The organism is Waddlia chondrophila WSU 86-1044 (assembly GCF_000092785.1).
Taxonomy (GTDB): domain Bacteria; phylum Chlamydiota; class Chlamydiia; order Chlamydiales; family Waddliaceae; genus Waddlia; species Waddlia chondrophila.
In genome coordinates, this window is sequence record NC_014225.1 from 1,529,439 (window position 1) to 1,541,690 (window position 12,252).

A 12,252-nucleotide genomic window follows, 5' to 3' on the forward strand; every position below is an offset into this window, starting at 1 on the left:
AAATATTTTATTGAATATTGCAAATAAATCTGCTCAAAGCTTATTGTTTTATTAAAAATATCAGGATCATTATGTTAGACGAAGAAATGGAAGATATCGAAATAGAGATTGAAAACGCCCTTTTCGATTCGATCAACAACAACTCAAAAGATCCTGTCAAAGATGTGATCTATCCTGAAACAATCGATATTTTTCCTTTGATCAAGCGTCCCTTTTTCCCAGGAATGGCCGCTCCGTTGGTCATTGAGCCCGGCCCATTTTACGAAACGCTTAAAAGGCTGGCCAAATCCGACCACAAATGCGTCGGTCTTCTTCTAGCCAAATCTGAAGAAGCGGATATCTATAAAGTCAAGATGAAAGACCTCAATAAGATTGGCGTTCTTGCCAGGATTCTTCGGATTATTCCGATAGAAAAAGGCGGCGCCCAAGTGATCCTGAATATGGAAAAACGGATCAAGATATCTAAAAACGTCCCTGCAAAAAAACATTTGAGAGCCAAAGTCACCTATCACGACGATCAGATCAAGCAAAGCACTAAACTCAAAGCATACACCATCAGCATCATCTCAACAATTAAAGACTTGTTGAAGCTCAATCCTTTATTCAAGGAAGAGTTGCAAGTTTTCCTCAGCCATTCCGACTTTACCGAACCGGGAAAAATCGCCGATTTTGCCGTCGCGCTGACAACGGCCAGCCGCGAAGAACTCCAGGGAGTGCTGGAAACGTTCAATGTGCCAAAAAGAATTGAAAAAGCTTTGATTCTTCTGAAGAAGGAATTGGATCTCAGCCGCCTCCAGCAAAACATCAACCAAAAAATCGAAACAACGATCTCCAAAGGGCAAAAAGATTTTTTTCTAAGGGAGCAACTGAAAACAATCAAAAAAGAGCTTGGCATTGAAAAAGATGACAAAACTCTCGACAGAGAAAAATTCGAGAACCGCCTTAAAGACAAGATCGTACCGAAAGATGTCAGATCCGTGATCAACGACGAGTTGGAAAAGCTTTCCGTGCTTGAGCCTTTGTCCTCGGAATACGCCGTGGCCCGCAGCTACCTGGACTGGCTGACAATCATTCCTTGGGGAATTCAAAGCGAGGAGTGCCACGATCTCGAACGGGCTGAGGATGTATTGCAGCAAGACCACTACGGCTTGCAAGATATTAAACAGCGCATCCTGGAGTTTATCAGCGTCGGCAAGCTCGCCGGAAGTGTGCGCGGCAGCATTATTTGCATCGTCGGTCCTCCGGGAGTGGGTAAAACCAGTGTTGGAAAAAGCATCGCCCGTGCTCTTAACCGCAAATTTTATCGCTTTTCTGTCGGGGGAATGCGGGATGAAGCAGAAATTAAGGGCCACCGCCGCACCTATATTGGGGCGATGCCGGGAAAGATGGTTCAAGCCTTGAAATACTGTAAAACGATGAATCCTGTCATCATGCTCGATGAGGTGGATAAAATCGGAAACAGCTACCAAGGCGATCCGGCTTCAGCATTGCTGGAAGTGCTTGATCCTGAACAAAACAAAGATTTCCTCGACCATTATCTCGATGTGCGCTGCGATCTGTCGGACGTTCTTTTTATCGTCACAGCCAATGTTCTCGATACAATTCCGGAACCTCTAAAGGATCGGATGGATATCTTGCGCCTTTCCGGATATATCATGGAAGAGAAGATCGAAATTGCAAACAAATATCTGATCCCCCGCAACCGCAAGCTGATTGGATTAAAAGCAAAAGAGATCTCATTTACCAAGCCTGCAATCCGTCAAATTATCGAAGGTTATGCGCGGGAAGCCGGCGTTAGAAGTTTTGAAAACCAAATCAAAAAAATCATGCGCAAGGTGGCGCTGGAAATCGTCAAAGAAAGAGCTGAATGGGAAAAGAAAAAGCACAAGAAAGGGATGGAGCTTCCAGCCGAGAAAAGACTGATCACTCCAAAGACGGTGGAAAAATATCTTGGCAAGCCGGTTTTCATTTCTGAAATGTTCTATAAGAAAAATCCTATCGGAGTATGCACCGGATTGGCCTGGACTGCTCTCGGAGGTGCGACCCTCTATATTGAATCCATCAAAGTGCCAGCTGAAAAAACAAAAATGAAGCTTACCGGACAAGCCGGATCGGTCATGAAAGAGTCTTCGGAAATTGCATGGAGCTTTTTGCACAGCTCAGTGCACGCTTACGCTCCAGGGTTCACCTTTTTTGAAAAATCGGAGGTACACATGCATATTCCTGAAGGAGCAACCCCAAAAGACGGCCCTTCAGCTGGAATCACCATGGTCACATCCCTTCTGTCGCTCTTAACCAACACGCCTGTGATCGATAAACTAGGGATGACCGGTGAGTTAACATTAACCGGCCGTGTTCTTCCAATCGGCGGAGTCAAGGAGAAGTTAGTTGCTGCACGCAGATCCGAGCTGGAAACGATCATTTTTCCAAAAGACAACATCGGCGACTACGAAAAGCTTCCTGAATACCTAAAAGAAGGAATTACAGTCCATTTCGTCGAAGACTATCAACAAGTCTACAAGATCGCTTTTTCCAATCGAAAACATTTAGTAGGCAAGGAGTAAATGTGCCTCTTTGGGTTGATGACTATCAAAAAAAACTTCTTCGTCCCGAAGAGCTAGAAGATGCTGTCGAAGGAATCAAAAGCAGAAATCGTACAATTGCAACCTTAAATGGGTCGTTTGACCTGCTCCATGCGGGCCATCTGCACATCATCTACTCAGCTTCCCAAACAGCCGACTGCCTGATCGTTGCTCTCAACACCGATGCCTCCATCCAGCGATACAAAAGTTACGACAGGCCGATCATTCCCCTTCCCTTTAGGCTTCAAATGATGGCAGCCCTTGAATTTGTCGATTTTGTGACCTATTTCGACGAGACTGATCCAATTAAAATTCTATCGATCATTAAACCTGACATCCATGTCAATGGCGCTGAATATGGTGAAAACTGCATTGAAGCAGAAACCGTAAAAGCGTATGGTGGAAGGGTCGAAACTGTCGAGCTGGTAGACGGGCTTTCGACTTCAAATATCATCAACAAAATCGCCAGCCTAAAAACACATGCGTCTTCTCCACACCTTTAATAACGACCGAACTGCCCAGGAATTTTCACACTTTCTTAAAAAAGAAGGAGTGGACAATAAACTGGAAATTTCATCCATTACCGATTGGGGCAGCGACGATTACGGGACATTGAAATGCCTTCTTTGGATCATTGACGAAGATGATGTAGACGAAGCTTCAAAATGGCTTGAGGAATTTCTAGCCAATCCAGGCGATCCGAAGTTCAAAGAGGGCGGATTCACGCCGGAAGCACCGCCTCCCAAACCACAAATTAAGTTCAAGACAAAAAACATCGCAATTTCCGCAAAGGAACGCGCAAATAAATTTGGTGTTTTGACGTTGTATTTGATCTTATTTTGCACAGTGATTTTTTTCGCAACGCAAACGACTAAGCGCCCCCTAGAGACACCTCCTGCCAACTTTCCTCTAACACCCCTTTTTTCATCCCCTATCAAAAAACACCTGCTCTACGACTATCCGGCAACCTACGAAATGACGGACAAATTAGTGAAAGCCTATGGATTCGACAGGCTGTTTGAACCTCAAACGCTTCCACCTGAAGGAAGATATCTGCTCACTCAGATGTACAAAATCCCGATGTGGCACGGTTTCTACCCGATCATTCTCGATTCACTCAAACAAGGCAAGGCGTTGACTGGAGGAAAAGCTCCTCTTTTTGAAAAGATCCGAGAAGGGGAAGTGTGGCGCCTTTTCACCCCTATTTTACTGCATGCGGATATCTTTCATCTATTTTTCAATATGATTTGGCTGCTTGTTCTAGGTGTGCAGATGGAAAAGCGGCTGGGAATTTTCCGCATGATCCTTTTTATCCTGATCTCTGCCGCAATCTCGAACACAGCTCAATATTTGATGAGTGGTCCAGATTTTATCGGATTTTCCGGAGTTTTATGCGGGATGATTGTGTTTGTTTGGATCAGGCAAAAAAACGCTCCCTGGGAAGGATATCACCTTCAATCCTCAACGATGGCTTTTATTTCCATCTTCGTTGGAGCCATGGCAGGAATCCAACTGATCTCTTTTGCCTTGGAGTTAATGGGTCAGCCTTCGCTTGCTCCTCCCATTGCCAACACCGCACACTTAAGCGGCGCGCTTGCCGGCCTTATCATGGCGAAAGTCCCTTTTTTTAGTTGGAAAACATAAACCCAATCATCTATAATTTCGCTCCATGAGCGTTAGAGACATCACAATATTGGGCTGCTCAAGCCAGCAGCCGACAAGATTCAGAAATCAGGGAGCCTACCTCGTCCGCTGGAACGATGAAGGGCTTCTTTTTGATCCGGGCGAAGGAACGCAAAGGCAGTTTATCTTTGCCAATGTTTCCCCCACCTGTGTCTCCAGAATCTTTATTTCACACTTTCACGGCGACCACTGTTTGGGACTCCCCTCCATGCTAATGCGGCTGAATTTGGATAAAATTACCCATACAGTGCATTGCTACTATCCTGCTTCGGGTCAAAAATTTTTCAATAGACTGAGGCGAGGGACAATTTATCACGAAACGATCAAGATTGAAGAGCATCCGATCCATGAATCAGGCATTGTTGTTGATGACGGGCATTTTAAAATTGAAGCCGCTTTTCTCGAACATGGAATTGACAACATCGGATGGCGAATCACAGAACCCGACACAAGAAAATTCGATGACCGCCAGTTACAGAATTTCGGCATAAGCGGAAAAATGGTGCGAGAGTTGAAAGAAAAAGGAGCAATCACCATCAATGGAGCCCGCATCGCTTTAGATGATGTCAGCTGGATCCGTAAAGGAGACGCCCTGGCAGTTGTGATCGACACGCGCAAATGTCCGCAAGCTATAGAGTTGGCAAAAGGAGCTAAAACACTCATTTGCGAAAGCACCTATCTGGACGAGCATCGCAAGCTTGCGCATGCCCACTATCACATGACTGCAAAAGAAGCCGCCGAAATCGCAAAAGAGGCCGGTGTCCAGCACCTTATCCTGACACACTTTTCCGCGCGCTATTTAGACAGCTCGGCTTTCGAGAAAGAGGCCGGTGAAGTCTTTCCGAATGTATCAGCAGCGGATGATCTTAAAAAATTCCCCTTCCCCAGATGATGAATTACCTTGATGCATGCTGCCGTTTTATCCACCAGCTTAGGGTCGTCAAAAATGCCTCCGAGCACACCATCCGCAATTACGCAATCGATTTAAACATATTTAAACAACATCTTGAACAGGAATGGCAGAGCGATGAAGACTTTGCACTCAATCGCATCGAACGGCGTCAGATCCGCGGATTTCTCGCGATGATGAACAGCAAAGGAGCAAGCAAACGGACTATTTTAAGGCGCTTGTCTTCGCTTCGCACATTTTTCAAATGGGCATTTGCCAATCAACTGATCACTTCAAATCCTATTGAGGAGATCGAGAGTCCCAAACTGGAGAAAACAATCCCTACACCTCTTTCCTATACACAGGTGGAACACCTTTTCTCTCTACCCGAAATTGAAACGCTGCTGGGATCGCGCGACCGCTGCATGATGGAGCTGTTCTACAGCTCGGGCTTGCGTGTAAGCGAGCTGGTCGGACTTAACAAAAATGATGTAGACATTACAACGCGCTTAATGAAAGTCAGAGGAAAAGGAAAAAAAGAAAGAGTGATTCCAGTAACACACAACGCTGTCTATTGGATACAGAAATATCTCAGACATCCTGAAAGGAAATTCAGCTGCGAAGAAAATCACGCAATATTCCTCAATAAATTAGGAACGAGGCTATCGGTGCGATCCGTTGATCGAAACTTTAAGAGATATCTCATTAAATCCGGACTGGGAGGAAATGTAACGCCGCATACAATCCGGCACACAATTGCTACCCACTGGCTGGAAAACGGCATGGATCTCAAAACGATTCAAACTCTTCTAGGCCACGAATCGTTATCCTCAACAACGATCTATACTCATGTTGACGCAACGTTAAAGAGAAAAATCTACAAACAAGCTCATCCGCGCGCATAAGGCGCAATCAACTGCTCAATATTTTCTTCGAAGTTTTTTTTCATCTCCAAATAGCGTTGTCGATTAGCTTCTCCGACAGCTTTTAATTCACCTGGAGATAATTGCGTGATTTCACGTACCTTTGCTTCTACATCGGCAGCGGAAACGTAATATTTCATTGCCAGGTCATGTTTGCTAGCAGATTCGTAAGGGATGAGAAATCGAGGATCTCTAATAAACTCGTTCATGGGAGGAGCATCCGTTGTCACAACGACAGCCCCACAAGACATCGCCTCTGAAATGTAATGTCCAAACCCCTCTGCTTCACTAGGACATAAGTGAATAGCGGATCTATTTAAAACATCTAAAAGCTCCTCCTTCGACACATACTTCTGCTCCCATTTGACATTGGGCGTCAAATCACTCGGAGGAGCTTTTTTTTTGCTAATGACGGTCAATAAAGGAAAACTTTGGTTTGCCATCCATGCTTTAACAGTTGCATCTGTTCCTTTGTATGTGCTGTTTCCGGCTAAATGCAAATATTGATCCGATCTTTTAACCACATGTGGTTGAAAGCAGTCAGGAGATGTAAATCCTAAAAAATAGGTTTTCATTCCCAAATCGTTAAAAATTCTTTCCACTTCTTTTGTTCTGCACAGAATTAAGTCGATGTTTTTTAAATCCTCTAAATTCTGCCCAAACCACTCCGGATTCGGAATAAACCAGTTTTTGGCCGCTTTCGAAAAGTATTTTGGAACCATGTGCTCACAAAAAATATTGATATCCGCAGAAGAAACCTTCCAGCTTTTGCGGTCAACCCTGCGCACCTGAGCTCCTTGTGCTGTCAAAGCTTCAGTGAGAATAGCAGCATCAGTTGACAACCCATGACCATTGAGCCTACAAAACAAATTAATAGTGAGAGACGGATCCGAAGTTGGCTCAAGCGGCGAGGAAGAAATGAAAAGGTAGATGCCTAGAAAAATGCAGAGAGATAAGAGAATATACCGGTACATTGCAAATAGATCCAAATTTTAATGAGGTCGAGTCTATGACACACCAGATTAATTTGCAAACACTTATACCGAATCAATCAACTGCCTGAGATTTTCTTCAAAATTTTTTTTCATCTCCAAATAGCGTTGCCGATTAGCTTCACCGGCAGCTTTTAACTCGTCTGAAGAGAGTTGTGCAATTTCACGGATTTTTTCTTCTATAGAGCGAGAAGACACTCGATACAAGGTTGCCAAGCCTTCCGCCTTAACAGATTGATAAGGGACTAGAAATCGAGAATCTTCAATGAATTCATTCATCGGCGGAGCATCCGTCGTTACGACGATAGAACCGCAAGACATCGCCTCTGAAATATAGTGTCCAAATCCCTCTGTTTCACTCAGACATAAATGAACAAGCGATTCATTCAAATCATCTAAAAGCTCTTCCCTCTCCACATATCGCCCTTTCCATTTGATATTGGACGTTATACTGGCAGGAGGAGTTCTTTTACTAATCACGACCAATAAGGGAAAATTTTTATTTGCCTTCCAGGTTTTGACAATAGCAGCTGTTCCTTTGAGCGGGCTGTTTCCGGCTAAATGCAAATACTGATCCGCTTTTTTAATCGCATCCGATCGAAAGCAGTCAAGAGAGGTAAATCCTAGAAAATAGGTTTTCATTCCCAACTCGTTAAAAATTCTTTCCACCTCTTTTGTTCTGCACAAAATTAAATCGATGCGGCTTAAGCCCTTCAAACTCTGATTAAAAAACCACTCCGGATTTGGGATGAGCCAGTTTTTTTTCGCTTTCTTAAAATGCTCCGCATACATTTTCTCACAAAAGATATTGATGTCCGCGCACAAAACCTCCCGATCTTTCCGATCAACCCTACGCACTCGACACCCCTGCGCCGTCAAGGCTTCGTCCAAAACAGCGGCATCGGCAGACAGCCCGTGGTTGTTGAGTTCACAAAACAGATTGATAGTGAGAGGAGGAGCTTCTTCCAATATCGAAGTTGCCGGCAACATAGCAAAAACGAAAAGGCAAAAGGGCAAGAGAGTGAATTTCATCTGATCTGAAAGGTTGAATTTAGCTCGCAGTCATGCTATGATATGCCGAAACAATTTTCAAGAATTTAAATACTATGATCACTTTAAAAAATATTTCAAAAAGCTTCGGCAGCCGCACTCTTTTCGAAAATGTCGATCTGACCTTTCAATCCGGAAACCGCTATGGTCTAACCGGACCGAACGGATGTGGAAAATCCACTTTGCTGAAAATCATCATGGGAGAGGAAGAGGCAACGACCGGAACAGTGGCCCTTCCCGAACAGGTGGGAATGCTCAGGCAAAATATTGAAGACTTCCGAGGCTACAAGGTGATCGACGTTGTCATGATGGGCAATGAAAGGCTCTGGTCTGCGCTGACAGAAAGAGACAGCCTCTACGAAGTTGAAATGACTGACGAAGTGGGCATGCGGCTGGGCGATCTGGAGGGGATCATTGCCGAAGAAGACGGTTATACGGCTGAATCGGATGCTGAAGTTCTTCTCTCCGGAATGGGATTGACCGAAGATCAATTCCAGGTACCTATGCACTCCATTCCTACCGATATGCAGTTCCGCGTTCTTCTTTGCCAAGCTCTTTTTGGAGATCCGAAAGCGCTCTTGCTCGACGAGCCGACCAACCACATGGATATGGAATCGATCGGCTGGTTGGAGAATTTCTTAGTCAGCTACTCCGGAGCTCTGATCGTCACATCGCACGACAGGCACTTTCTCAATGCTGTCTGCACCCATATCGCCGATGTCGACTACGAAACTGTGATCGTCTACACGGGAAACTACGACCAGATGGTCGATGCGAAAACGAGTGTACGGCAGCGCGCCGAGCAAGATGCAAAGTCTAAAGAGAAGAAGATTTCTCAGCTGAAAGAGTTTGTCGCCCGTTTTGGCGCAGGATCGCGCGCTTCCCAAGTGCAGTCCCGTATGCGCGAAATCAGGCGGTTAGAGCCGCAGGAATTAAAAAAATCAAATATTCAACGTCCCTATATCCGTTTTCAAACGTCGGAGAAACAGCCTGGAAAAGTTGTTCTTGCAGTCGAGAACTTAACCAAAGGATTCGACGGTAACAAGGTGATTGAAAAATTTTCTATTGAAATTGAACGCGGAGACAAAATCGGGGTGATCGGCAATAACGGCCGAGGGAAAACGACTTTGATTAAGATGCTGGCCGGGGTTCTTGAAAAAAATGAAGGAAAAATCGAGCCCGGACATCAGGTGCACATTTCCTATTTTCCGCAGAACCATGCAGAAATTGTTGATAAATCCACAAAAATTAACGCTTTTGACTGGCTGAAGAAAAAGCACCCAAGCGCCTACGACCAGGATGTACGTGGTGTAATGGGAAAAATGCTTTTTGGGGGCGACGACGCTTTCAAAGAGGTTTCTTCTCTTTCCGGAGGAGAGACGGCCCGTTTAATGATCGCAGAGATGATGCTGGACACTCCTAACGTCTTAATTATGGACGAACCGAATAATCATCTGGACTTGGAAGCTGTGTCAGCCCTTAGCTTTGGACTTAAGGACTATCCGGGAACTGTGATCTGCGTCAGCCACGACCGCGATCTGATCGATACCGTAGCGGAAAAGATCATCGCTTTCGAAGAGGACGGAGTCAAAGTTTACGAAGGGACGCTGGAAGAATATCTGGCTCAGAAAGGATGAATACTAAAAGAAAATTCTTAAGGCTGCCATCTGTTTCTCAGCACAAGAAATGCGCTGAGCTTCTTCGTTGCTTCTATACAGATGCGCAAAGAGTATTCATTGACAATTACAATGAGATTCAAGATTGGATGGGGCAGCCCTCTTTGGAAGATTTATCTCCAAAAAGCGTAAGCGACCGTTTTCACAAACATTTGAAATATGCCGAAGTGCGTCTAAGAGAACATTCTTTACTTCCTCGCATCAACAAGAAAGACCGGCCAAAACCTTCTGCAAACCGAATCGATGTGCATCTCTACTTAGATCAAATCAGATCAGCACACAATGTGGGAAGCATTCTGCGGACAGTTGAAGCATTTCAGCTAGGAGATGTTTATTTTTCGAAAGACACTCCCCTTCCCACTCATCCTCAAGTATCGAAAACTGCGATGGGATGCTCAAAGGAGATCTGTTTTCAACGGCACGCCTCCCCTTCCGAGCTGCCCAGACCGTTGATCGCTTTAGAAACGAGTTCCGACGGAATCCCTATTGACAAGTACACATTTCCTTCCAGCGGCTGCCTGGCAGTCGGCAACGAGGAGTATGGCCTATCGGATGAGGTGTTGAGCCAGGCCGATGCAGTCGTTGAGATCCCCTTATATGGAAAAAAGAACTCTTTGAATGTCGCCAACGCGTTTGCAATTGCCGCAGCGGCAATCTCACAGCAATTTAGAGGCTAAGAAAAATTATGCATCAATCTAAAATTGATCAACAAGCGATCACAACCAATTTCCCTTCACCAGTCAAAGCTCCTCCACAGATGAGTGATGAAGAGCGCATCCATTATATCGCTGTCAGATTTAAGGAGATCATGGAGGCTCTCGGCCTTGATTTAAACGATAAATCTTTGGAACGCACTCCTCAGCGAGTTGCCCGCATGTATGTAAAAGAGGTATTCTCCGGATTAAATCCTTCCACATTTCCTCCCATCAGCTATATTGAAGACCAATACAAAACCTTAAACCGCTCAAACATGTTGTTCATGAAAGTCTTTGTGACAAGTTTTTGCGAACACCACTTTGTCCCAATGATCGGAACAGCTTATGTGGCCTACCTTCCCAATAAAAAATTGATTGGCTTGTCAAAAATCCCAAGAATCGTCCGATTTTTTGCTCGCCGCCCTCAAGTGCAAGAAAGACTGACCGCACAGATTGCAGATAGTTTGTCTCGCATTCTGGAAACCGAAGACGTTGCCGTTTCGATTAACTGCCAACATTTCTGCATTGCAGCACGAGGCATCGAGGATCAAAACGGTTGGTGCACGACTCAGGTGCTAAGGGGAAAATTTCACGATGAAGCTCTTCAAAGGCAGGAATTTTTCGATGCAATTAAGAGATCTTCTTTAAATCCATGAAGAAAATCGTGATTAAAGTGGGAACTTCCACCCTCACCGATGGAGGTCTGTCCCTGTCCCAAAAACACATGATAGAAATTGTGCGCCAAATCGCCAAAGCACACAATGCAAGGAATCAGATTGTACTGGTTAGTTCCGGTTCGATCGCTGCTGGCAAAGACGTCCTAAAACCTTCAAAATTAGACCGGTCCCTACCCGAAAAACAGATGCTGTCCAGCATTGGACAGGTGCATCTAATGAATACGTGGAAGCAGCTTTTTGCAATTTATCAACTTCAAGTAGGACAATTGCTGCTCACCAAAGGGGATTTTTCCCAAAGAGACGGTTATCTCAATGTACGGAACACGATCGATTCGCTGCTGCATCATGGGGTCATTCCGATCGTCAATGAGAACGATACAGTTGCGACAAGAGAGATTCAATTCGGCGACAATGATAACATTGCCGCTCTGGTAGCCAACCTGATCGCCGCCGATCAATTGATCCTCCTAACCGATCAAAAGGGACTTTACACAGCCGATCCTAATCGAGACCCGAATGCCGTCTTAATCGAGGATGTGCATGTCATCGACAAGCGCATCATTCAGCTGGCTGGCAAAACAACAAAAGGGAAAGGGATGGGAGCTGGAGGCATGTCGACCAAAGTGGAAGCGGCAAAACTTGCAACCAGAAGCGGAACTCCGACCATCATTGCCTCTTCGAAAAACCCTACAGTCATTGCAGAGATTATCGAAGGAAAAAAAACAGGCACCTATTTTTACGCAGAAACGACTCCCAAAGAAAGCCGTAAACGGTGGTTGCTCTCAGAAAAGGTGCAAGGCGTTATTTTCGTTGACCAGGGCGCAGAAAAAAAAATTACAGAGAAAGGGGCCAGCTTACTTCCCATTGGAATCACAGGAAGTGAAAAGTCCTATGGGCGAGGATCCATTGTCGAGATCCTGTCGAGCAGCAATCGGGCAATTGCAAGAGGAATCGTCAATTACTCAAGTGACGAGATCCAAAAGCTCATCGGTGCACATTCGACAGGAATTGAAAAAATTTTGGGCTACAGCTATGGATCGGAAGTGATTCATCGTGATAACATGGCTCTTCTTTGACTAAGGATC

Annotated in this window: 11 protein-coding genes; 9 read left to right on the forward strand and 2 right to left on the reverse strand. The window is 45.0% G+C overall.

What is annotated here, in order from left to right:
- The first annotated feature begins 71 nt into the window (after window positions 1–71).
- Genes lon through xerA form a run of 5 tightly spaced genes read left to right on the forward strand, consistent with a single transcriptional unit; the run spans window position 72 to window position 6,059 of the window.
- The gene (gene lon, locus WCW_RS06950) at window positions 72–2,564 is read left to right on the forward strand and encodes an endopeptidase La (protein WP_013182499.1); all 2,493 of its coding nucleotides are present in this window, start codon (window positions 72–74) and stop codon (window positions 2,562–2,564) included.
- Between the two features lie 2 nt (window positions 2,565–2,566).
- Window positions 2,567–3,085: an adenylyltransferase/cytidyltransferase family protein gene (locus tag WCW_RS06955; RefSeq protein ID WP_013182500.1), complete on the forward strand. Its 519-nt coding sequence runs from the start codon at window positions 2,567–2,569 to the stop codon at window positions 3,083–3,085.
- Window positions 3,063–4,226 (forward strand): rhomboid family intramembrane serine protease, encoded by a 1,164-nt coding sequence (locus tag WCW_RS06960; protein WP_013182501.1) that lies wholly within the window; start codon window positions 3,063–3,065, stop codon window positions 4,224–4,226. The genes WCW_RS06955 and WCW_RS06960 overlap by 23 nt, the downstream gene beginning before the upstream one ends.
- 25 nt (window positions 4,227–4,251) lie before the next feature.
- Entirely contained in the window at window positions 4,252–5,157 is a 906-nt protein-coding gene (locus tag WCW_RS06965; protein ID WP_013182502.1) for a ribonuclease Z, read from the forward strand.
- Window positions 5,154–6,059 carry a site-specific tyrosine recombinase/integron integrase gene (gene xerA, locus WCW_RS06970; protein ID WP_013182503.1) on the forward strand — a complete coding sequence of 302 codons (906 nt, stop codon included), beginning with the start codon at window positions 5,154–5,156 and terminating at the stop codon, window positions 6,057–6,059. The genes WCW_RS06965 and xerA overlap by 4 nt, the downstream gene beginning before the upstream one ends.
- On the opposite strand, the gene WCW_RS06975 is transcribed toward xerA, so the two are convergent.
- Together WCW_RS06975 and WCW_RS06980 are read right to left on the reverse strand one after the other, a co-directional pair.
- Window positions 6,044–6,919, reverse strand: a complete 876-nt coding sequence (locus WCW_RS06975; RefSeq protein WP_227738802.1) for a glycosyltransferase — start codon at window positions 6,917–6,919, stop codon at window positions 6,044–6,046. The two genes, xerA and WCW_RS06975, sit on opposite strands and share 16 nt — an antisense overlap.
- A 195-nt stretch (window positions 6,920–7,114) precedes the next feature.
- A complete protein-coding gene (locus WCW_RS06980) occupies window positions 7,115–8,059 on the reverse strand; it encodes a glycosyltransferase (RefSeq protein ID WP_227738803.1) in 945 nt (314 codons plus the stop codon).
- Window positions 8,060–8,175: 116 nt separating this feature from the next.
- Here WCW_RS06980 and WCW_RS06985 point away from each other — a divergent pair, with 116 nt between their 5' ends.
- From WCW_RS06985 to proB, 4 genes are read left to right on the forward strand one after another with little or no spacing between them, the layout of a single operon-like run.
- On the forward strand, window positions 8,176–9,756 hold the full coding sequence (locus WCW_RS06985) for an ABC-F family ATP-binding cassette domain-containing protein (RefSeq protein ID WP_013182506.1): 1,581 nt from the start codon (window positions 8,176–8,178) through the stop codon (window positions 9,754–9,756).
- Window positions 9,753–10,472, forward strand: coding sequence for a TrmH family RNA methyltransferase (locus tag WCW_RS06990; protein WP_013182507.1), 720 nt, complete (start codon window positions 9,753–9,755; stop codon window positions 10,470–10,472). Before WCW_RS06985 ends, WCW_RS06990 begins: the two co-directional genes overlap by 4 nt.
- Window positions 10,473–10,480: 8 nt before the next feature.
- Entirely contained in the window at window positions 10,481–11,146 is a 666-nt protein-coding gene (gene folE / locus WCW_RS06995) for a GTP cyclohydrolase I FolE (protein WP_013182508.1), read from the forward strand.
- On the forward strand, window positions 11,143–12,243 hold the full coding sequence (proB, locus tag WCW_RS07000; protein ID WP_013182509.1) for a glutamate 5-kinase: 1,101 nt from the start codon (window positions 11,143–11,145) through the stop codon (window positions 12,241–12,243). Before folE ends, proB begins: the two co-directional genes overlap by 4 nt.
- Window positions 12,244–12,252 lie beyond the last annotated feature (9 nt).

Coding starts and splice junctions, on each gene's coding strand:
- proB (WP_013182509.1), top strand. CDS start 11,143: ATGAAGAAAATCGTGATTAAAGTGGGAACTTCCACCCTCACCGATGGA.
- WCW_RS06990 (WP_013182507.1), top strand. CDS start 9,753: ATGAATACTAAAAGAAAATTCTTAAGGCTGCCATCTGTTTCTCAGCAC.
- WCW_RS06960 (WP_013182501.1), top strand. CDS start 3,063: ATGCGTCTTCTCCACACCTTTAATAACGACCGAACTGCCCAGGAATTT.
- folE (WP_013182508.1), top strand. CDS start 10,481: ATGCATCAATCTAAAATTGATCAACAAGCGATCACAACCAATTTCCCT.
- lon (WP_013182499.1), top strand. CDS start 72: ATGTTAGACGAAGAAATGGAAGATATCGAAATAGAGATTGAAAACGCC.
- WCW_RS06980 (WP_227738803.1), bottom strand. CDS start 8,059: ATGTTGCCGGCAACTTCGATATTGGAAGAAGCTCCTCCTCTCACTATC.
- xerA (WP_013182503.1), top strand. CDS start 5,154: ATGATGAATTACCTTGATGCATGCTGCCGTTTTATCCACCAGCTTAGG.
- WCW_RS06965 (WP_013182502.1), top strand. CDS start 4,252: ATGAGCGTTAGAGACATCACAATATTGGGCTGCTCAAGCCAGCAGCCG.
- WCW_RS06985 (WP_013182506.1), top strand. CDS start 8,176: ATGATCACTTTAAAAAATATTTCAAAAAGCTTCGGCAGCCGCACTCTT.